The following is a 20,682-nucleotide window of genomic DNA, read 5'->3' as shown; positions in this document are numbered from 1 at the left end:
TTCAATCCTCTTCTATCATACTATGCTTAAAACAGCTCATCCAGCCGTTTAGCTAACTCTTCAATATTTTCTGGTGGCCAAGCAGGCACATTCATTCCCAATGACAATCCCATTGAAGAAAGAACTTCCTTGATTTCATTCAATGACTTGCGACCAAAATTAGGAGTGCGTAACATTTCTTGCTCTGTCCGCTGCACTAGGTCGCCAATATACACAATGTTATCATTCTTGAGACAGTTGGCGCTACGAACTGACAATTCAAGCTCATCAACTTTGCGCAATAAATTACGATTGAATGGAAGCTCTTCCTTAGGCTCTTCCGTCACGACTGGTTTAGGCTCATCGAAATTGATAAAAAGCTGGAACTGATCTTGCAAAATACGCGCAGCCAAAGCTACGGCATTTTCAGGCGTTACAGAACCATCTGTTTCCAAAGTCAATAACAGCTTGTCATAATCTGTTACCTGACCAACACGGGTTGGCTCAACTTTATAGGAAACACGACGAACAGGTGAATATATCGCGTCAATTGGAATCATCCCAATCGGAGCATCCTCCTGACGGTTAGTAGAGGCAGGTACATAACCTTTACCCATTTCAACGGTAAATTCCATACCCAACTTTATTCCATCATCAAGTGTACAAATCACAAGATCAGGATTCATGATTTCAATATCATGATCTGTCTGAATCTGTCCAGCTGTAACTTGCCCCGGACCTACCGCGGACAAAATCATCCGTTTTGGACCATCACTGTGCATACGTATGGCCAGTTGCTTAACATTCAGGACAATATCCGTGACATCTTCCCGCACACCATTGACTGATGAGAATTCATGAAGAACGCCGTCAATACGAACAGCTGTAACAGCAGCCCCTTGAAGAGAAGATAAAAGTACTCGCCGAAGCGCATTACCGAGCGTCATGCCGAAGCCACGTTCAAGCGGCTCCGCCACCACGGTCGCCACATTTTGTGACGCCGAGCCCGGTTCGACTTCCAGCTTCTCCGGCTTAATAAGAGATTGCCAGTTTTTCTGGAGGACCAAGGTGGTGGCCTTTCAATTCAAATTATTACCAAAAAAAGTAACAAAATCTTAACCTCGAAGTCAGCTTTTGTTACTTGAATATTATTTCCATTCATTATTGATTGAAAATAATATACGAACGATTAAACGCGACGACGTTTACGTGGACGACATCCGTTATGTGGCACTGGTGTGGTATCCCGGATTGAAGTAACCGTAAAACCTACCGCCTGCAAAGCACGCAATGCGCTTTCACGTCCAGATCCCGGTCCAGACACTTCAATTTCAAGAGTTTCCATACCATGTTCACGAGCTTTACGTCCCGCATCCTCAGCTGCAACCTGTGCTGCATAAGGTGTAGATTTGCGTGAACCTTTAAATCCCTGAGCACCCGCTGAAGACCATGAAATTGCATTTCCTTGAACATCAGAGATAGTGATCATCGTATTATTAAACGTAGACAAAACATGCGCTACGCCAGAAGTAATGTTTTTGCGTTCTTTTTTTCTGAGACGCGGTGTGGCGGGTTTCGCCATGGCTTTTATTATCCTGTCCGTTTAGTTATAAAAAATTAAAACAAACCAAGGGTTAACGTGTTACTTTTTTCTTACCAGCAATAGCAACCGCCTTACCCTTACGTGTACGAGCATTTGTATGAGTTCTCTGGCCTCTTACAGGCAAACCACGACGATGACGCAATCCACGGTAACATCCCAAGTCCATCAAACGCTTGATATTCATCGAAACTTCACGACGAAGATCACCCTCAACCTGATACTCGCTATCAATTAACTCACGGATTTTCAGAACCTCATCATCTGAAAGTTCGTTCACCCTACGTTCGTCAGGAATTGACAATTTATTACAAATTTCCTGCGCTTTTGTCGGCCCAATGCCGTATATATAACGCAGACCAATGGTTACCCGCTTATTCGTCGGGATGTTTACGCCGGCAATACGCGCCACGCCCAATACTCCTTAATTAGCCTTAATAATTTAGGTCTATTCTTAACAGCTAGCCACTAAAAAAGCAACAGTTACGAGATCAATAACTGTTTCATTAATAGCTAACGTGTTTGAAATACTTTTAAAAGCATCAATATAACTTTCATACTAACAGAGTCAATATAGTATGATAATTTTTTCACAAAAATATAGACTTACATTTTATTTTTTTTTAAAATTAAATCAATATCTTTTGTCACCTCATCCACATTTTTCATACCATCAATGGGATACAAGCATTTTTTTTCTTCATAATATGGCAATAAGGGAGCGGTCTGTCCGCGATAGACCCTTAAACGTTCCAGAACGGTATCTTTATTATCATCAGCTCTTGAGACAAATTCCGTTGAACCACAGGCATCACAGACTCCGTCTTTTTTTGGTTTTTTAGAAAGTTTATTATAACTGGCACCACATTTTGCACAGCTAAACCGGTTTGAAATTCGCTCTGCAAGTATTTCCTCATCCACTTTTAATAGTAATACAGCATCAAGTTTCAGATGTTCAGAGACAAACATTTTATCCAACGCTTTTGCTTGATCCACATTGCGAGGGAAACCATCAAGGATGAAACCGTTTTTACAATCATCCTTTTTAATTCTTTTTGCAATCATTTCAACCATCAGATCATCAGGAAACAATAACCCCTTATCCATAATATCCTTGGCTTTTTTCCCGATTTCTGACCCTGACTTCACCTCAGCCCTCAGCATATCTCCCGTGGAGATTTGCGCGATATGATATTTTTCTGACAAACGTTGAGCCTGCGTCCCTTTACCTGCCCCTGGCGGGCCCAAAAATATTAGCTTCACCGTTTTTTTCCTTTTCCAAACCGAGATTTGCGTAATAGACCCTGATATTGATGCGCAACCAAATGGGATTGAACCTGCGTTACCGTATCTATTGTCACGGAAACTATGATTATCAAACTGGTTCCACCAAAATAGAAGGGAACATTGTAATGATTGATTAAAAATTGTGGTAATAAACAGACAATAACAAGATATAGCGCTCCAATTGTTGTTAATCGTGTCAAGATATTATCAAAATAGGTTGCTGTATTTGCACCTGGACGAATACCGGGAATAAATCCCCCCTGTTTTCGTAAATTATCTGCCGTTTCTTTGGGATTAAAGGATACAGCCGCATAAAAATATGAGAAGAAAATAATCATGGCAGCATAAAAGAGCATATATAAAATATGACCCTGACCGAATTCCTGTCCTAGATATAACAACCATCCAGGTGTCGATTCATTTGATAGAAATCCAGCTATTGTTACAGGTATCAATAAAACTGAAGACGCAAAAATAGGCGGTATAACCCCAGCGGTATTAACTTTTAATGGCATATGTGTTGAATCACCACCATACATGCGTTGCCCAACCTGCCGTTTGGGATATTGTATGACAACTCTTCTTTGCGCCTGTTCCATAAACACGATAAAGGCGATTGTAACCGCTGCCAATACAAGAAATGCAACGACAAAAAATGGAGACAAAGCGCCAGTGTAACCCAATTGAAATAAACTTGCCAAAGCCGTTGGTAAATTGGCGACAATACCGGCAAAAATAATCAATGATATTCCATTACCGACCCCGCGTGCCGTGATTTGTTCCCCCAACCACATCAAAAACATTGTTCCCCCAACCAGCGTGATGACGCAGGTTAACAGAAAAAGCATCCCCGGATTGGTAACGGCAGAACCTGCGGGACTTTTCATACTTTCCAACCCAATGGCAATTCCATAAGCCTGGAATAAAGCAATGAAAACCGTCAGGTAACGTGTATATTGATTAAGCTTTTTACGTCCTGGCTCCCCTTCCTTTTTCAAGGCTTCAAGAGATGGCATCGCAGAGGACATCAACTGAATGATAATAGATGCACTAATATAGGGCATGATGTTCAGGGCAAAAATGGTCATACGACCCAAGGCGCCACCACTGAACATGTCAAACATGCCAAGAATACCACCCTGGTGTTTAGCCAGCAATTGTGCCATTACCGTAGCATCCACTCCCGGAACCGGGATATAGGTACCTAGACGGTAAATAATTAACGCACCCAATGTAAACCAAATACGCTTTTTTAATTCAGTTGCTTTAGAAAACGCACTGACATTAATATTTGCCGCTAGTTGTTCGGCCATAGAGGCCATAATTTTTATCCTTTCAAAAAAAACAGCGTCACCGTAACAAAACGGGACGCTGTAATTTTACCTTAAAATTAGAATGTAACATAATGTTTTGATCTAAAAATTGATCAAACTTAAATTATATTACCTCTTCATTTCCTAGGCATCTGCAGAAACATCCCCAGATGACGATAAAAGCTTTAGAGAACCACCAGCTTTTTTAACCGCTTCAACAGCTGCCGCTGATGCTCTTGACACTTCCAAGTTGATGGCCTGATTTAGATTTCCATTAGCAAGCAAACAAACGCCAGAGTATTTTTTTCCCTTAAATAAACCGGCTTCACGCAATGCTTTTTCATCGATTAAAGATGATGCATTCAATTTGCCCTGCTCAATAGCGGATAAAAGGGTCCGAAGATTAATTTCCACATAATTTTTGCGAAAAATATTCTTGAACCCTCTTTTTGGCATACGACGGTAAAGTGGAAGCTGTCCACCTTCAAAGCCATTGATTGCCACACCTGAACGTGCCAACTGACCTTTCACGCCTTTACCTGATGTTTTGCCTTTACCAGAACCAATACCTCGTCCAAGACGTTTTTTACGGTATCTCGCTCCGGCATTATCACGAAGTTCATTTAGATTCATTTATCCCTCCACCTTAACGAGGTGGCGAATCTTATTGATCATTCCCTGGACAGCTGGTGTATTTTCCAACTCACGGGTTGCACCAACACGATTCAAGCCAAGACCAGTCAATGTTTGCTTTTGATCTTTCTTACGACCAATTGCAGATGCTATCTGAGTTACTTTTACCGTATTACTAGCCATTTACAGCCTCCGCATTTTGAGACGCATGACCAGATTCACGGCGACCAAGAATTTCAGACACCTTCTTGCCACGTCTTGCTGCAACAACTCTTGGACTTGCACATCTACGCAATGCATCAAAAGTTGCCTTTACCATATTATGTGGATTACGTGAACCTGTTGATTTCGCAACAACATCATTAATTCCAAGGCTTTCAAAAACCGCACGCATTGGACCGCCAGCAATAATACCAGTTCCCGAATCGGCAGATCTTAACACGACCTTACCGGCGCCATAAAAACCTTGCACATCATGATGCAATGTTCTGCCTTCTTTCATGGGAACACGTATCATTGATTTTTTAGCCTGCTCAGTTGCCTTGCGGATTGCTTCAGGCACCTCTCTGGCTTTACCGGCACCATATCCTACACGTCCACGCTGATCACCAACGACGACCAATGCAGCAAAGGCAAAGCGTCGACCACCTTTTACAACTTTAGCAACACGATTAATCGATACCAATTTGTCGATCAAATCTTCATTTTCACGTTCACGTCCACCGCGACCGCCTTCTTTCACTTCACGTGCCATTCGCGACTCCTCTTAGAACGAGAGCCCGCCCTCACGGGCAGCCTCAGCAAGCGCTTTTACACGCCCATGATAAATATAGGAGCCACGATCAAATACGACCTGTTCCAATCCTGCTGCCTTTGCACGCTCAGCAATCAACTTGCCTACGACACGAGCAGCATTAATATCAGCTCCAGTTTTAATTTGTCCTTTAGCCGCTGCATCCAAAGTTGAAGCAGCAACTAAAGTCTTACCAGCCATATCGTCAATAACTTGAGCATAAATATTTTTGCTTGAACGGAAAACCGAAAGACGTGGACGCCCGTTTCCTTTCTGACGAAGCTGATAACGCAACCGTCTGCGACGGCGCGTTTGTAATTCACGTTGCATACCCATTATTTTTTCTTGCCTTCTTTGCGACGTATAATCTCATCTTCATAACGAACACCTTTACCTTTATAAGGTTCAGGTTTTCTAAAATTACGTATATCCAGTGCGATTTGACCAACACGTTGCTTATCATTACCCTCAACAACAATTGCCGTTGGACGTGGCGTTGTAATTTTAATATCAGATGGAATTGGATAAACAACATCGTGTGAATAACCAAGATTCATAACAAGATTTGAACCTTGAACAGCGGCACGAAACCCAGTCCCCGTGATTTCCAAGGCCTTGGTATAACCTTCGGAAACACCTTTGACCATATTCGCAATTAATGCTCTGGTAGTGCCCCACATTGTTCTTGCGGCAACACCATCATCTTTTGGCTTAACAGTAACCTGATTATCTTCAATAACAGTTTCTATATGTTCAGATACAGGCAGAGACAATTCACCTCTTTTACCTTTGACAACAATTTTACCGTCTTTCAGAGAAACTTGTACCCCTTGCGGAATCTGCACGGGATTTTTGCCTACACGTGACATTGATCCCTCCTCTTAGAATACACGACAGAGCACTTCACCACCAACATTGGCGGCACGTGCTTCAATATCAGATAAAACACCCTGAGGTGTTGACAAAATGGATACTCCAAGGCCGCCATAAACACGGGGCAATTCTTTAATTTTAGAATAAACGCGACGACCTGGTTTAGATACTCTCTGAATTTCTTTAATCACAGGAGCACCTTCAGAATACTTCAATTCAATGCGAAGCTGACTTATTCCCTTGCGAAGCTCTTCTTTTTTATATCCGCGAATATAACCCTCACGCTTTAATGCTTCCAAAACATTAACTCTCAAATTAGAAGCGGGAACCACACAAAATGAATGACGAGCTGATTGTGCATTACGTATACGGGTGAGCATATCACCCAATGGATCAGATAATGACATCTATATATCCCTTACCAGCTTGATTTAACCATACCAGGGATTTGCCCGGTAGATGCCAATTCACGCAATGCGATACGGCAAAGTTCAAATTTACGGTAATTCCCACGAGAGCGACCAGTTAGTTTACAACGCAAACGCACTCTTACTCGTGAACCATTACGAGGAAGTTTAGCCAGTTTTAAAGATGCATCAAAACGATCTTCAACTGGTAAACTTCTATCCATTACAATATTCTTTAACGCAATGCGTTTTGCTTTATCACGTGCGGACATACGTGCACGCTTTGCATTACGATAAATGGCTGAAGTTTTTGCCATGTTTAATTTTACCCTCCGGAACCTGTCGACTATATCGACCGTTTTCCAAAAAAAACAAATTTGCAAGGTAGTGCATCACCTTGCAGCGAAAGAGCAATTTCCTATCCAATAAATGGAAGAGAAAATGCTTTTAACAAAGCCTTGGCTTCATCATTGGTCTTGGCTGTGGTTACAAACACAATATCCATACCACGTACTTCGTCTACTTTATCGTAAACGATTTCAGGAAATACAATCTGTTCTTTCAAACCCATTGCAAAATTTCCACAACCATCAAATCCTTTGTTTGCTGGCAATCCTCTAAAATCTCGAACACGCGGTAAAGCGATTGTAACCAAACGATCCAGAAATTCATACATACGGTTTTTACGTAATGTAACTTTACATCCAATGGGTAAACCAGCACGAATTTTAAATCCAGCAATCGCTTTCTTAGTAAGTGTTTTAACGGCTTTTTGACCGGCAATCAAGGTCATTTCTTCCGTGGCAGCATCCAGTTTCTTTTGATCGCCCGCTGCTTCTCCAACACCCATGTTTAAAACAATTTTTTCAAGACGCGGGATCTGCATCTCGTTTTTGTAATTGAATTGTTCACATAACTTTTGACGCAATTCATTTTTGTAAAGCGTGTAAAGGCGTGCTTCAGAGCGAACTTGACTATTTTCTGACATATCCACCTCTCTTAACCTTCGATCACTTCACCGGTGGTTTTGGCAACACGAACCTTACGACCGTCTTCCAAAACTCTAAATCCAACACGAGTAGGTTTCCCTGATTTTGGATCTACCAATTTAAGATTTGACAAGTGAATAGCCTTTTCACGCTCAATAATACCACCAGCATCACCCATACGGGTTGGTTTCTTATGATGTTTGGCAACCGCCACACCACGAACCACTGCCTTATTTTCAACAGGGGAAATTAACAAAACTTCACCTTGCACACCTTTCTGAGGCCCTGTAATAACGATTACTTGATCGCCTTTTTTAATACGTGCGGCCATTATAAAACCTCCGGAGCTAAGGAGATAATTTTCATGAATTGACGTGCACGCAATTCCCTTACTACCGGGCCGAAAATACGTGTGCCAATTGGTTCGTTTTGTTTATTTATCAATACAGCAGCATTTTTATCAAAACGTATTGAGGTTCCATCAGGACGACGAACAGGATAGCTTGTTCTGACAATCACAGCTTGATGGACATCACCTTTTTTTACTTTGCCACGAGGAATAGCCTCTTTGACAGAAACGACGATCACGTCGCCGACCGAAGCGGTTTTCCGCTTTGAACCGCCCAGTACCTTAATGCACTGCACCTCTCTTGCACCTGAATTATCAGCCACAGTTAGGTTGGTCTCGGGATGGATCATAGTTAAGCCTCCCTTAAGCTTCTATGCTGGATACTTGCTCAGCCACACCAAGAGGTGCACCGTTGCGAGAAATCACAGTCCATGTTTTCCTTTTTGAAATCGGAGGAGATTCAATGATACGAACCATATCTCCAATTTGACACTCATTTAATTCATCATGCGCCGCATATTTTTTCGAACGACGAATGAATTTTTTATAAAGCGGGTGCATAACGCGACGAACAACCAAAACAGAAACTGTTTTGTCCATTTTATCGCTTGTCACCCGACCGGTTAGAACGCGCCTTGGCATCGCCCATTAACTCCTCAGGACTTGCCGGCAGATGCAGCAGCACCTGCGGCGTTTTTGTTAACTTCAGTCATAATGGTCTTAATCCGTGCAATATCTCGACGGATTACCCCAATTCGACCCACACCCTCATTTTGACCAGTCGCACGTTGGAAACGTAAATTAAACTGTTCACGTCGCAAATCAATTAACAACGTCTTTAATTCGTCCACCGTTTTAGCGCGCAGATCAGCTGGCTTATTTGCCTTTGCCATTCTAGGCCTCTCCTATACGGGTTACAAATTTCGTTTTAATTGGCAGCTTCGCAGCACCGAGCGTTAATGCCTCTTTTGCAATTTCGGGACTTACACCTTCAATCTCAAATAGGATACGACCTGGTTTGATACGAGCAACCCAATATTCAGGAGACCCTTTTCCAGATCCCATACGAACTTCTGCTGGTTTACTAGAGACAGGAAGGTCTGGAAAAACTCTAATCCACACACGTCCCATACGTTTCATCGCACGTGTAATCGCACGACGAGACGCTTCAATTTGACGGGCTGTAATACGTTCTGGCTGCAGTGCTTTCAAACCATAGGTTCCAAAATTAAGCTCTGTCCCACCTTTAGCCATTCCGTGAATACGGCCTTTATGAGCTTTGCGGAATTTAGTCCGCCGCGGAGATAGCATTATTTAAAATCCTCATGCGTTGTAATAGCTTTATTAATAACTATTATGCTCCAATTAATCAATTACCTTTGTGGTGCCTGATCAGCAGCACGGCGATCCTGGGCCAATGGATCATGGGCCATGATTTCGCCCTTAAAGATCCAAACCTTTACACCACATTTCCCATAGGTTGTATGAGCTGCGGCAACACCATAATCAATATCTGCTCTTAAAGTATGCAAGGGAACACGTCCTTCACGATACCATTCGACGCGTGCAATTTCAGCACCGCCAAGACGACCACTGCAATTGATACGAATTCCCTGTGCACCTAAACGCATTGCTGACTGCACTGCTCTTTTCATCGCACGACGAAACGCCACACGTCTTTCCAGCTGCTGGGCAATATTTTCAGCAACAAGTGTCGCATCAATTTCTGGTTTACGTATTTCAACAATATTCAATGCAACCTCTGCACCGGCCATTGATGTTAATTCTTTACGCAAGCTATCAATATCCTGACCTTTTTTACCAATAACGATTCCGGGGCGCGCCGCATAAATCGTTACACGAGGCTTTTTAGCTGGTCGTTCAATAACAACCCTGGAAACACCCGCACCTGCAAGTTTCTTGCGTAAATGGTCACGAAGTTTGAAATCTTCAAATAATAATTTAGTATAATCATTATCTGCATACCAACGACTATCCCAAGTACGATTGATACCCAAACGCAACCCAATTGGATTAACTTTTTGACCCATATTATGCTGCCTTTCCTTCAGAAGAATCGTTTTCGTCACGCTCAGCAACGACAATCTTCAAATGACTAAAGAATTTCTGAATTTGCGCTGAACGTCCACGACCCCTGGCATGAAAACGACGCATAACCATCGCTTTACCTACCTCTGCCTTGGATACAACCAAACGGTCTACATCAAGTTGATGATTGTTTTCCGCATTTGCAATCGCGCTTTCCAGAACTGTTTTAACTTCTTTAGCAATTCTTCTTTTAGAAAAGGTTAATTTTGCCAAAGCAGTGGATGCAGGTTGATTACGAATCAATCCAGCAACAAGATTTAGTTTTCGTGGACTTACACGAATATTACGTCCAATTGCCTGAGCTTCGGTTTCAGCGAGTGCACGATCATGTTTTGGTTTACTCATATCCTAGCCCCGCTTTACTTTTTTGTCTGCTGCATGACCATTGAATGTACGGGTTGGAGAAAATTCACCGAATTTATGACCTACCATATTTTCACTGACCTGCACTGGTAAAAATTTATGGCCGTTGTAAACACCAAAAACCAAACCAACAAACTGCGGCAAAATGGTGGAACGGCGTGACCAAATTTTAATCACATCGTTACGACCTGAAGCGCGTGCGGTTTCAGCTTTCTTAAGTAAATACCCGTCTACAAACGGGCCTTTCCAGACGGATCTTGCCATCTCTATTTGCCCCTTTTATTTGCCTGTCTTACGGCGACGGATAATCAAGCTGTCCGTACGCTTATTGACTCTTGTTTTATAACCTTTAGTTGGTTTACCCCATGGTGTCACAGGATGACGTCCACCAGAAGTACGACCTTCACCACCACCATGAGGATGGTCAACCGGGTTCATGACAACACCACGGTTGTGTGGACGACGGCCTAACCAACGGCTACGTCCCGCCTTACCAAAATGCTGGTTCATGTTATCTGGATTGGATACGGCACCAACTGTTGCCATACATTCACCACGTACCAAACGCAATTCATTCGACTGCAGTTTGATTTGTGCATATCCAGCATCCTTACCAACCAACTGAGCGTAAGTTCCAGCTGAACGAACCAGTTTTCCGCCGGCTCCTTCTTTTAATTCAATATTGTGAATAATGGTTCCTACAGGGATAGCTGCTAAAGGCATTGCATTTCCAGGCTTAACATCTACACGCTGACCTGCGATTACAACATCTCCAACTTTTAATCTTTGAGGTGCCAGAATATAAGATAACTCACCGTCTTCATATTTGATCAACGCGATAAAAGCAGTTCGATTGGGATCATATTCTAACCGTTCAACAGTTGCAGGCATATCATATTTACGTCTTTTAAAATCGACATAACGGTATGACTGTTTATGCCCACCCCCAATAAAACGAGAGGTAATTCGACCATTATTATTACGTCCACCCGTCTTGTTCTTACCTTCGGTAAGCGTCTTGACAGGTTTACCTTTCCAAAGCTCCTTACGGTCAATTAGAACCGTGCCACGAAGACTTGGAGTAACTGGTTTAAAGTGCTTAAGTGCCATTAATTCCTACCTCACACTTATGACAACTTGGTTGTCAAATCAATTGACTGACCTTCAGCAAGTTGAACAAAAGCTTTTTTAACATCAGAACGACGCCCTAACCGACCTCGAAATCTTTTTGTCTTGCCTTTTAATATCAGCGTATTAACACCCAACACTTTCACACCGAACAAAGTTTCAATCGCAACTTTGATTTGAGGCTTAGTAGCGTTTGATGCAACTTTAAACGCAATTTGATTTTTTTCAGACAAAAAGGTTGCCTTTTCAGTAATCAAGGGTGCGCGAATAATGTTAAACATCGCTTCACGAGACATTTTTTCCGCTTTTTGGCGAATTGAAAGAATATTCGTCATACCAGGCGCTCCTTTAACCCATCAACTGCTGCGCGCGTAATAGCCAAAATGTCATGATTTAAAATGTCATAAACATTTGCACCAATTGTTGGAAGAATATCTACTGAAGCAATATTTCTTACTGCACGTCCAAAATTCTCATCAATATTTGCATCAATAATTAAAGTTGAATTCCAGCCCAACACTTTTAATTTTGCAGCTAATTCAGATGTTTTTGCAGTATTATTGGCTTCGTCAATAACGACTAACTTACCTTCTGCCAATTTCTGTGATAAAGCAGAAATAAGACCAAGACGCCTTACTTTCTTTGGCAAATCATACCCATGATCACGCACTACTGGACCATGAACAATGCCACCGGTACGAAACTGCGGTCCACGTAACGAACCTTGACGCGCATTACCTGTACCTTTTTGCCGATAAGGTTTTTTTGTTGTTCCAGAAACTTCACCACGCCCCTTAATCTTATGATTGCCAGAACGACGTTTGGCAAGCTGCCAATGCACAACTCTTGCCATAATATCTTGACGGGGTTCAATACCGAAAATTTCATCTGGAAGCGTAATATTGCCAGCACTTCCATTATCGAAGGTTTTGATTTCTACATCCATAGTGTTCAACCTTCCTCAGCAACCGTTGCTAATGCTGCCGGAAATGGTGCATCAGCATGACGAGGCTTTTTGATCGCATCACGCAAGAGAACAAACCCGTTTTTCGCACCAGGCACTGCACCTTTAATCATGATCAAATTTTTCTCTACATCTACAGCAGCAACCTCAAGATTCTGCGTCGTTACACGCTCACTACCTAAATGGCCTGCCATCTTCTTATTTTTAAATGTTTTGCCAGGGTCTTGTCTATTCCCTGTGGAACCATGCGAACGATGACTAATTGAAACACCATGAGTTGCTTCCAACCCCTTGAAGTTCCAACGTTTCATTCCACCTGCAAATCCCTTACCTTTACTGGTCCCAGTTACGTCCACCTTTTGTCCTACAACAAAATGAGCGGCAGTCAATCTTGCTCCCGCCTCAACAACAGCGTCTTCCGTAACACGAAATTCTACAAGTTTCTGTTTTGGTTCAACTTTTACCCGTGCAAAATGACCACGATTAGGCTTGCTAACATTTTTTACTTTAGCTTTACCATACCCCAATTGAAGGGCTGTGTATCCATCACGTTCATTTGTTCGAGCATCAACTACTTGCACTTCATCCAAGTACAATACAGTAACTGGCACATGAGTGCCGTCCTCTTTAAATAGTCGGGTCATTCCCAACTTTTTTGCGATCAATCCTGTACGCATCGTCTGGACCTTATAGCTTAATCTCGACATCAACGCCAGCGGCGAGGTCAAGTTTCATGAGAGCGTCCACGGTCTGCGGGTTGGGCTCAACAATATCTAACAAACGCCGGTGCGTTCTGATTTCGAACTGCTCACGACTCTTCTTATCAATATGGGGTGAGCGGTTAACTGTAAACCGCTCAATATGCGTTGGCAACGGGATTGGTCCCCTTACCTGTGCCCCCGTACGCTTCGCTGTATTTACGATTTCACGAGTGCTATTATCCAACACACGATAATCGTAAGCTTTAAGGCGAATACGGATGTTTTGGCTTTCCATTTATTTCTGCCTACAAAAACGAATCCTTTTCGGATCCAAGAACAACAAGATTCCCAGCCGCAAAAACAGCTGGGAATCCAAACTAATTAGCCGAGACTATTCGGTAATTTTGGAAACTACACCAGCCCCAACAGTACGTCCACCTTCGCGAATAGCAAATCGCAGACCTTCATCCATGGCAATAGGAGCAATCAATTCAACATCCATTGCCGCATTATCACCAGGCATCACCATTTCCACACCTTCTGGAAGATGTACAACACCAGTTACGTCAGTTGTACGGAAATAGAATTGTGGACGGTAATTGGTAAAGAATGGAGTATGACGCCCACCTTCTTCTTTTGTAAGAATATAAGCTTCCGCCTTGAATTTGTTATGTGGCTTAATGGTTCCTGGTTTAGCCAGAACTTGACCACGTTCAACATCTTCACGTTTTGTTCCACGAAGAAGCGCACCGATATTGTCACCCGCTTCACCACGGTCAAGCAACTTGCGGAACATTTCAACACCGGTAACTGTTGTTTTTGTTGTTGGATGAATACCAACAATTTCAACTTCTTCACCAACAGTGATTTCACCACGTTCCACACGTCCGGTGACAACCGTACCACGTCCAGAAATAGAGAAAACATCCTCAATTGGCATCAAGAATGGACGATCAATTGGACGTTCTGGCTGCGGAATATATTCATCAACAGCATTCATCAGGTCAAGAATACGGTTTTTACCCAATTCTGGATCACCATCTTCAAGGGCAACCAAAGCTGATCCTTTGATAATGGGAATATCATCTCCAGGAAATTCATACGAAGAAAGTAATTCACGAATTTCCATTTCAACAAGCTCAAGAAGTTCAGGATCATCAACTTGGTCACATTTATTCATGAATACGACCAGTGCTGGAACGCCAACCTGACGAGCCAAAAGAATGTGTTCACGAGTCTGCGGCATAGGACCATCAGCAGCTGAAACAACCAGGATAGCACCATCCATCTGTGCCGCACCTGTGATCATGTTTTTAACATAGTCAGCGTGACCAGGACAGTCAACATGAGCATAGTGACGTTTGTCTGTTTCATACTCAACGTGTGCTGTTGAAATGGTAATACCACGGGCACGTTCTTCAGGCGCCTTATCGATCATGTCATAGGCAGTAAAATCCGCACCGCCTTTTTCCGCCAAAACTTTCGTTATAGCAGCTGTTAATGTTGTTTTACCATGATCAACGTGACCAATAGTTCCAATGTTACAATGCGGTTTATTCCGCTCAAATTTAGCCTTTGCCATTGTCTCTCTCCGTTAACTCGGTTTTTACCAAGAAATTCGGTTAAAAAAATTAAGTTCAAACTTATACTTACCAGCGATAATGACTGAATGCCTTATTTGCTTCAGCCATACGGTGAGTATCCTCGCGCTTTTTAACAGCCGCTCCACGATTATTGATAGCGTCATGCAATTCGTTTGACAATCTTTCTTGCATAGTATTTTCGCCACGTTTGCGGGAAGCGTCAATTAACCAGCGAATTGCCAATGCCTGACGACGGTCAGCACGAACTTCTACAGGCACCTGGTACGTTGCACCACCTACACGGCGTGAACGAACTTCAACGGCTGGCTTAACATTATCCAAAGCTTCGTGAAACAGGTTTACAGGGTCCGCTGATTCACCGCCACGGGCACGTAGAGATTCCAATGCACCATAAACGATTTTTTCAGCAATAGATTTTTTACCATCATACATCAACGCATTCATGAAACGCGTGATGACCACATCACCAAACTTAGGATCGGGAAGTATCTCACGCTTTACTGCGCGGTGTCGGCGACTCATGCCTTTTAATTCCTCTTATTTTGGACGTTTAGCACCATACAAAGAACGACGTTGACGTCGCTTTGCAATTCCTTGTGTATCCAGAACACCACGTAAAATATGATAACGCACGCCTGGCAAATCCTTAACACGTCCACCACGTATTAAGACCACACTATGTTCTTGCAAGTTATGACCTTCACCAGGAATATAACTCACCACTTCATAACCGTTCGTCAGACGTACCTTTGCAACTTTACGCAATGCTGAGTTTGGCTTTTTAGGTGTTGTTGTATAAACACGAGTACATACCCCTCGTTTTTGCGGGCATCCCTGCAAAGCAGGAACCTTATTGCGCTTGGCAGCAGGTTCGCGGCCTTTAGCGATTAATTGGTTAATGGTCGGCATTCGCCTTTCCCGATCCTTACTATTTCTAGGTCAAGCAACGCAATATCGTTACTCGACGGTCATTACAACAATTAACATTTAATTAAATAAATGCCACTAAAGTTGGCATAAAAATAAAACCATATACCTTATAAACAATGTTTTATCTAATGTGCCATAAATTTATTCAACAAATAACGATGCTTTTTAACAAGACCCTTGTTAAATTGCAAGCTATTTTTAAAACAGCTTAAAATTGAACTAGGTATCCTTGTAAAAAAACATTTTATTTTTGCCAAAAGACAAAAACGACCCGTATTTTAACTTATTAAATGGGTAGTAATACCCATTTAATAAAACTGAAAACGAATAAAGTTATATACCTATACCTTATTCAGTGACCTGAGTCACGTCCTTTATTTCATTATTTTCTGATGTAACAGAAGAAAGTTCAATTTCCGCTTCATCATTCATCTTATTTGCATCCAGAATTCGTTGTCTATCTCTTGAATAGGCCATGGCACGGAATCTGTTCATGACACTACCCGTTCCTGCAGGAACAAGACGTCCCACGATTACATTCTCCTTTAATCCCATCAAGGTATCAACCTTCCCCGCAGATGCGGCCTCTGTCAATACACGAGTTGTTTCCTGGAAGGAAGCCGCTGAAATAAAGGATTTGGTTTGTAACGCAGCTTTGGTGATACCCTGTAAAACTGGTGAACCAGTTGCTGGACGCTCGTTGGCGTTCATCCGTTTGATATTTTCTTGTTCAAATTCCAAGCGATCTACAGTTTCACCAATTAAATAAGTCGTATCACCTGGATCCGTCACTTCAATTTTCTGCAGCATTTGACGAACGATCACTTCAATATGTTTATCATTGATCTTCACGCCCTGAAGACGATAAACACTTTGAATTTCATCAATCAGATAATCCGACAAGGCTTCAATTCCAAGAACCTTTAAAATATCATGAGGAACACGAGGCCCATCAACAAGAGGATCGCCCTTACGGACAAAGTCACCTTCCTGTACAGAAATATGTTTTCCCTTTGGAATCAAATATTCTGTTTCTTCACCAGTATCCTCATTACGTACAACGATCCGACGTTTTGCCTTATAGTCTTTTCCGAATTCAACCACACCATCATTTTCAGCAATAATCGCATGATCTTTCGGACGACGTGCCTCGAAAAGTTCAGCCACCCGTGGAAGACCCCCGGTAATATCACGCGTCTTGGAACCTTCTCTTGGAATACGAGCCAAGACATCACCGGCATTAACCTGCGCCCCATTTTCCACAGAAAGCAGGGAATCTGGAGACAAGAAGTAACGTGCGTCGTTACCGTTCCCCAACTTCATGACTTCCCCATTTGAATCCTTTAACTGCAAGCGTGGTCTCAAATCACGAGATTTACTTGTTTGCTTATAGTCAACAACAACTTTTGAAGAAAGCCCCGTGACTTCATCCATCCGTTCAACCAGTGTAATACCTTCAATCAGATCCTGATACTCAATTGTACCTGATTTTTCAGTAATAATAGGTAGGGTATATGGATCCCATTCTGCCATTTTCTGATGACGCTTGACATTCGATCCATTTTTAACAAGCAAACGTGCACCATAAGGAATACGATAATGAGCGCGTTCAATTCCATTATCATCCAACAGGATAATTTCACAGTTTCTGGACATGACAATGTCAAATCCCTGACTGTTTTGAACAACATTCAGATTTATAATCTTGACCCTACCATCGCGGGAGGATTCAACCATAGATTGTTCTGCACCTTTTTGTGCTGCACCGCCAATATGAAATGTACGCATTGTCAACTGAGTCCCGGGCTCACCAATTGACTGAGCAGCAATAACACCGACAGCCTCTCCTATATTAACAGGAGTTCCGCGAGCAAGATCACGACCATAACAATGAGCGCATACGCCAACCTGACTGTCACAGGTTAAAACAGAACGAATCATCACACTTTCAACATTGGCCTTTTCGATCGCCTCAACCTCGGCCTCTTCCAGAAGCGTGTTACGAGGATAAAGAATTTTACCAGTTGCTGGATCCGTTACATCTGCTGCCAATGTACGTCCAAGAATACGTTCTGCTAGTGAAGAAATAACCTCACCACCATCCATTACCGCACGAACAACCAATCCGCGTTCTGTTCCACAATCTGGCTCAACAATAATGCAATCCTGAGCAACGTCAACCAGACGACGAGTAAGATATCCAGAGTTTGCGGTTTTCAGGGCCGTATCAGCCAATCCTTTACGTGCACCATGAGTCGATGTAAAATAATCAAGAACAGAAAGACCTTCCTTGAAATTGGCAATAATAGGTTGTTCAATAATTTCACCTGACGGTTTCGCCATCAGACCACGCATACCGGCCAACTGCTTCATCTGGGCTGGGGACCCACGAGCTCCAGAATGGCTCATCATCCAGACAGAATTGATGGGTTGGCCAGGCTCTACATGTGAAATCTTTTTCATCATCGCTGCCTGAACCTCATCCGTACAACGTGACCAGGCATCAACAACCTTGTTATAACGCTCTCCTGCTGTAATCAAACCGTCCTGATATTGCTGCTCAAACTCCTTAACTTCTTCGGTTGTCTTGGCGACCAGTTCCTTTTTCGCATCAGGAATGATCATATCATCCTTACCAAAGGAAATACCAGCTTTAGCAGCGTAAGAGAATCCTAGTCCCATCATACGATCCGCAAAAATCACACATTCCTTCTGACCACAATGACGATAGACAATATCGATAATATCTGAAATTGTCTTTTTCGTTAATTGTTGATTGATCAATGAAAAATTGATTGCTGGGTGTTTTGGAAGAATCTGTGAAATCAGCATTCTACCTGCGGTTGTCACTACCTTTTGATAAACTAGCTCACCATCCGCATTCTTTGTTTGAAAACGACAACGAATTTTATCGTGAAGCTTCAAGGTTCTGGATGACAATGCATGTTCAATCTCACCGATATTCGCAAAAAGAGGTGCACCCTTTTTAATAAGATGACCTTCAGAATCATATTCGGATTGATCTGGAGTTAATTTAAATTCAGGAATTTCCAGACTTAGATAATACAGCCCCAATACAATATCCTGAGATGGAACAATAATAGGCTTACCACTAGCAGGACTAAGAATATTATTTGTGGACATCATCAAAACACGCGCTTCGAGCTGCGCTTCCAAACTCAATGGCACATGAACCGCCATCTGATCACCGTCAAAATCTGCATTGAAGGCAGTACATACCAATGGATGCAACTGAATCGCTTTACCCTCAATCAAAACAGGCTCGAAAGCTTGAATACCCAAGCGGTGTAAAGTTGGTGCACGGTTAAGCATGACAGGATGTTCACGAATAACCTCTTCAATAATATCCCAAACTTCCGGACGTTCTTTCTCAACCATACGCTTAGCTGCCTTAATGGTCGTCGCATGCCCATATTTTTCAAGCTTGGAATATATAAATGGCTTGAACAATTCCAATGCCATTTTTTTAGGCAAACCGCATTGATGCAATTTCAATTCAGGACCAACCACAATCACTGAACGTCCAGAATAATCCACACGTTTACCAAGCAGGTTTTGACGGAAACGTCCCTGTTTTCCTTTAAGCATATCTGCCAAGGATTTTAATGGTCGTTTATTCGCCCCTGTAATTGCCCGTCCTCTACGTCCATTATCAAACAACGCATCAACAGATTCCTGCAACATACGTTTTTCATTACGAATGATAATATCCGGTGCACGCAATTCCATTAACCGTTTCAACCGATTATTACGGTTGATGACACGACGGTACAAATCATTGAGATCTGATGTGGCAAAACGGCCTCCGTCCAATGGGACAAGCGGTCTTAATTCAGGTGGAATGACTGGTACAACACTCATGATCATCCATTCAGGACGACAACCACTTTCTGCAAAAGCTTCCACAAGTTTTAAACGTTTTACAAGTTTCTTACGTTTGACTTCAGAAGTCGTTTCTTTTAATTCGGCGCGTAATTCGACTTTTTCAACATCACAATCGATATTAACCAGAATTTTCTTAATCGCTTCCGCACCAATCCCTATTTCAATACCTTCATGCCCATATTCTTCCATGGCATCAAGATATTGATCCTCAGTCAGCAGGCTAAATTGTTTTAATGGCGATGTCCCGGGTTCTAAAACAACATAATTTTCAAAATACAAAACCCTCTCGAGATCTTTCAAAGTCATATCGATCATTAATCCGATACGACTTGGGAGAGATTTCAAAAACCAAATATGTGCAACCGGGCTTGCAAGCTCAATATGCCCCATACGTTCACGACGCACTTTGGCAAGCGTAACTTCAACACCGCATTTTTCACATACTATGCCACGGAATTTCATCCGTTTATATTTACCACAAAGACATTCATAATCTTTGATCGGACCGAAAATGCGCGCACAAAACAATCCATCCCGTTCTGGTTTAAAAGTACGATAATTGATTGTCTCTGGCTTTTTCACTTCACCATAAGACCAAGACCGTATCTGTTCAGACGAGGCCAATTGAATTTTAATCTGATCAAACGTCATTGCTTGGCCAGTCTGACCAAGAATTTTCATAAGTTCATTCATTCGCCAAAAACCTTTTGGGGGGTTGAGGTATTCATAAACTGAATACCTCATTGATAATATT

At 42.4% G+C, this 20,682-nt stretch carries 30 protein-coding genes; all 30 read right to left on the bottom strand.

What is annotated here, in order from left to right; translation table 11 throughout:
• Nucleotides 1–26: 26 nt before the first annotated feature.
• A complete protein-coding gene (locus H3R28_RS01090; RefSeq protein ID WP_110438382.1) occupies nt 27–1,046 on the bottom strand; it encodes a DNA-directed RNA polymerase subunit alpha in 1,020 nt (339 codons plus the stop codon).
• A 122-nt stretch (nt 1,047–1,168) separates the two neighbouring features.
• Complete coding sequence (gene rpsK / locus H3R28_RS01085; protein ID WP_110438383.1) at nt 1,169–1,561, bottom strand: 30S ribosomal protein S11; 393 nt, start codon at nt 1,559–1,561, stop codon at nt 1,169–1,171.
• A 52-nt stretch (nt 1,562–1,613) separates the two neighbouring features.
• Nucleotides 1,614–1,991 carry a 30S ribosomal protein S13 gene (gene rpsM / locus H3R28_RS01080; RefSeq protein ID WP_198192683.1) on the bottom strand — a complete coding sequence of 126 codons (378 nt, stop codon included), beginning with the start codon at nt 1,989–1,991 and terminating at the stop codon, nt 1,614–1,616.
• 194 nt (nt 1,992–2,185) lie between these two features.
• Nucleotides 2,186–2,842 (bottom strand): adenylate kinase, encoded by a 657-nt coding sequence (locus H3R28_RS01075; protein WP_198209299.1) that lies wholly within the window; start codon nt 2,840–2,842, stop codon nt 2,186–2,188.
• Nucleotides 2,839–4,188 carry a preprotein translocase subunit SecY gene (gene secY / locus H3R28_RS01070; protein WP_198209300.1) on the bottom strand — a complete coding sequence of 450 codons (1,350 nt, stop codon included), beginning with the start codon at nt 4,186–4,188 and terminating at the stop codon, nt 2,839–2,841. Before secY ends, H3R28_RS01075 begins: the two co-directional genes overlap by 4 nt.
• 135 nt (nt 4,189–4,323) lie before the next feature.
• Nucleotides 4,324–4,812, bottom strand: a complete 489-nt coding sequence (rplO, locus tag H3R28_RS01065) for a 50S ribosomal protein L15 (protein WP_198209302.1) — start codon at nt 4,810–4,812, stop codon at nt 4,324–4,326.
• Complete coding sequence (gene rpmD / locus H3R28_RS01060; RefSeq protein WP_122123900.1) at nt 4,813–4,995, bottom strand: 50S ribosomal protein L30; 183 nt, start codon at nt 4,993–4,995, stop codon at nt 4,813–4,815.
• Entirely contained in the window at nt 4,988–5,566 is a 579-nt protein-coding gene (gene rpsE / locus H3R28_RS01055; protein ID WP_198209304.1) for a 30S ribosomal protein S5, read from the bottom strand. Before rpsE ends, rpmD begins: the two co-directional genes overlap by 8 nt.
• A 12-nt stretch (nt 5,567–5,578) precedes the next feature.
• A complete protein-coding gene (gene rplR, locus H3R28_RS01050; protein ID WP_122123901.1) occupies nt 5,579–5,941 on the bottom strand; it encodes a 50S ribosomal protein L18 in 363 nt (120 codons plus the stop codon).
• Nucleotides 5,941–6,474, bottom strand: a complete 534-nt coding sequence (rplF, locus tag H3R28_RS01045) for a 50S ribosomal protein L6 (protein WP_110438391.1) — start codon at nt 6,472–6,474, stop codon at nt 5,941–5,943. The genes rplR and rplF overlap by 1 nt, the downstream gene beginning before the upstream one ends.
• 12 nt (nt 6,475–6,486) lie before the next feature.
• The gene (gene rpsH / locus H3R28_RS01040) at nt 6,487–6,885 is read right to left on the bottom strand and encodes a 30S ribosomal protein S8 (protein ID WP_110438392.1); all 399 of its coding nucleotides are present in this window, start codon (nt 6,883–6,885) and stop codon (nt 6,487–6,489) included.
• An 11-nt stretch (nt 6,886–6,896) separates the two neighbouring features.
• Nucleotides 6,897–7,202 (bottom strand): 30S ribosomal protein S14, encoded by a 306-nt coding sequence (gene rpsN / locus H3R28_RS01035; RefSeq protein ID WP_110438393.1) that lies wholly within the window; start codon nt 7,200–7,202, stop codon nt 6,897–6,899.
• 101 nt (nt 7,203–7,303) lie between these two features.
• Nucleotides 7,304–7,873, bottom strand: a complete 570-nt coding sequence (rplE, locus tag H3R28_RS01030; RefSeq protein ID WP_198209306.1) for a 50S ribosomal protein L5 — start codon at nt 7,871–7,873, stop codon at nt 7,304–7,306.
• Nucleotides 7,874–7,884: 11 nt separating this feature from the next.
• On the bottom strand, nt 7,885–8,205 hold the full coding sequence (gene rplX / locus H3R28_RS01025; RefSeq protein ID WP_198209308.1) for a 50S ribosomal protein L24: 321 nt from the start codon (nt 8,203–8,205) through the stop codon (nt 7,885–7,887).
• Nucleotides 8,205–8,573, bottom strand: a complete 369-nt coding sequence (rplN, locus tag H3R28_RS01020; protein WP_110438396.1) for a 50S ribosomal protein L14 — start codon at nt 8,571–8,573, stop codon at nt 8,205–8,207. The genes rplX and rplN overlap by 1 nt, the downstream gene beginning before the upstream one ends.
• Nucleotides 8,574–8,586: 13 nt before the next feature.
• A complete protein-coding gene (gene rpsQ, locus H3R28_RS01015) occupies nt 8,587–8,865 on the bottom strand; it encodes a 30S ribosomal protein S17 (RefSeq protein WP_198209310.1) in 279 nt (92 codons plus the stop codon).
• A 14-nt stretch (nt 8,866–8,879) separates the two neighbouring features.
• Nucleotides 8,880–9,116, bottom strand: coding sequence for a 50S ribosomal protein L29 (gene rpmC / locus H3R28_RS01010; protein ID WP_110438398.1), 237 nt, complete (start codon nt 9,114–9,116; stop codon nt 8,880–8,882).
• Between the two features lies 1 nt (nt 9,117).
• Nucleotides 9,118–9,534: a 50S ribosomal protein L16 gene (rplP, locus tag H3R28_RS01005; protein WP_110438399.1), complete on the bottom strand. Its 417-nt coding sequence runs from the start codon at nt 9,532–9,534 to the stop codon at nt 9,118–9,120.
• A 62-nt stretch (nt 9,535–9,596) separates the two neighbouring features.
• Nucleotides 9,597–10,274, bottom strand: a complete 678-nt coding sequence (rpsC, locus tag H3R28_RS01000) for a 30S ribosomal protein S3 (protein ID WP_110438400.1) — start codon at nt 10,272–10,274, stop codon at nt 9,597–9,599.
• Between the two features lies 1 nt (nt 10,275).
• The gene (rplV, locus tag H3R28_RS00995) at nt 10,276–10,677 is read right to left on the bottom strand and encodes a 50S ribosomal protein L22 (protein ID WP_155565784.1); all 402 of its coding nucleotides are present in this window, start codon (nt 10,675–10,677) and stop codon (nt 10,276–10,278) included.
• A 3-nt stretch (nt 10,678–10,680) separates the two neighbouring features.
• Nucleotides 10,681–10,959, bottom strand: a complete 279-nt coding sequence (gene rpsS, locus H3R28_RS00990) for a 30S ribosomal protein S19 (RefSeq protein ID WP_110438402.1) — start codon at nt 10,957–10,959, stop codon at nt 10,681–10,683.
• A gap of 15 nt (nt 10,960–10,974) precedes the next feature.
• Entirely contained in the window at nt 10,975–11,805 is an 831-nt protein-coding gene (gene rplB, locus H3R28_RS00985) for a 50S ribosomal protein L2 (protein ID WP_155568372.1), read from the bottom strand.
• Between the two features lie 17 nt (nt 11,806–11,822).
• Nucleotides 11,823–12,119 (bottom strand): 50S ribosomal protein L23, encoded by a 297-nt coding sequence (locus H3R28_RS00980; RefSeq protein WP_196424276.1) that lies wholly within the window; start codon nt 12,117–12,119, stop codon nt 11,823–11,825.
• Between the two features lie 35 nt (nt 12,120–12,154).
• On the bottom strand, nt 12,155–12,769 hold the full coding sequence (rplD, locus tag H3R28_RS00975) for a 50S ribosomal protein L4 (protein ID WP_110438405.1): 615 nt from the start codon (nt 12,767–12,769) through the stop codon (nt 12,155–12,157).
• A 5-nt stretch (nt 12,770–12,774) separates the two neighbouring features.
• Nucleotides 12,775–13,464, bottom strand: a complete 690-nt coding sequence (gene rplC, locus H3R28_RS00970; protein ID WP_110438406.1) for a 50S ribosomal protein L3 — start codon at nt 13,462–13,464, stop codon at nt 12,775–12,777.
• A gap of 10 nt (nt 13,465–13,474) precedes the next feature.
• On the bottom strand, nt 13,475–13,783 hold the full coding sequence (rpsJ, locus tag H3R28_RS00965) for a 30S ribosomal protein S10 (protein ID WP_110438407.1): 309 nt from the start codon (nt 13,781–13,783) through the stop codon (nt 13,475–13,477).
• Nucleotides 13,784–13,879: 96 nt separating this feature from the next.
• Nucleotides 13,880–15,070: an elongation factor Tu gene (tuf, locus tag H3R28_RS00960; protein WP_110438408.1), complete on the bottom strand. Its 1,191-nt coding sequence runs from the start codon at nt 15,068–15,070 to the stop codon at nt 13,880–13,882.
• Between the two features lie 67 nt (nt 15,071–15,137).
• A complete protein-coding gene (rpsG, locus tag H3R28_RS00955; RefSeq protein WP_122123905.1) occupies nt 15,138–15,614 on the bottom strand; it encodes a 30S ribosomal protein S7 in 477 nt (158 codons plus the stop codon).
• 15 nt (nt 15,615–15,629) lie between these two features.
• Nucleotides 15,630–16,001 carry a 30S ribosomal protein S12 gene (gene rpsL, locus H3R28_RS00950; RefSeq protein WP_003621118.1) on the bottom strand — a complete coding sequence of 124 codons (372 nt, stop codon included), beginning with the start codon at nt 15,999–16,001 and terminating at the stop codon, nt 15,630–15,632.
• A 369-nt stretch (nt 16,002–16,370) separates the two neighbouring features.
• The gene (gene rpoC / locus H3R28_RS00945; protein WP_232351184.1) at nt 16,371–20,621 is read right to left on the bottom strand and encodes a DNA-directed RNA polymerase subunit beta'; all 4,251 of its coding nucleotides are present in this window, start codon (nt 20,619–20,621) and stop codon (nt 16,371–16,373) included.
• Nucleotides 20,622–20,682: the final 61 nt, after the last annotated feature.

Origin of the sequence: Commensalibacter sp. M0268 (assembly GCF_016101925.1) — a bacterium.
Classification (GTDB): domain Bacteria; phylum Pseudomonadota; class Alphaproteobacteria; order Acetobacterales; family Acetobacteraceae; genus Commensalibacter; species Commensalibacter melissae.
Note: the sequence above shows the minus strand (reverse complement) of the source record. Positions and strands in the feature narration are given on the sequence as shown.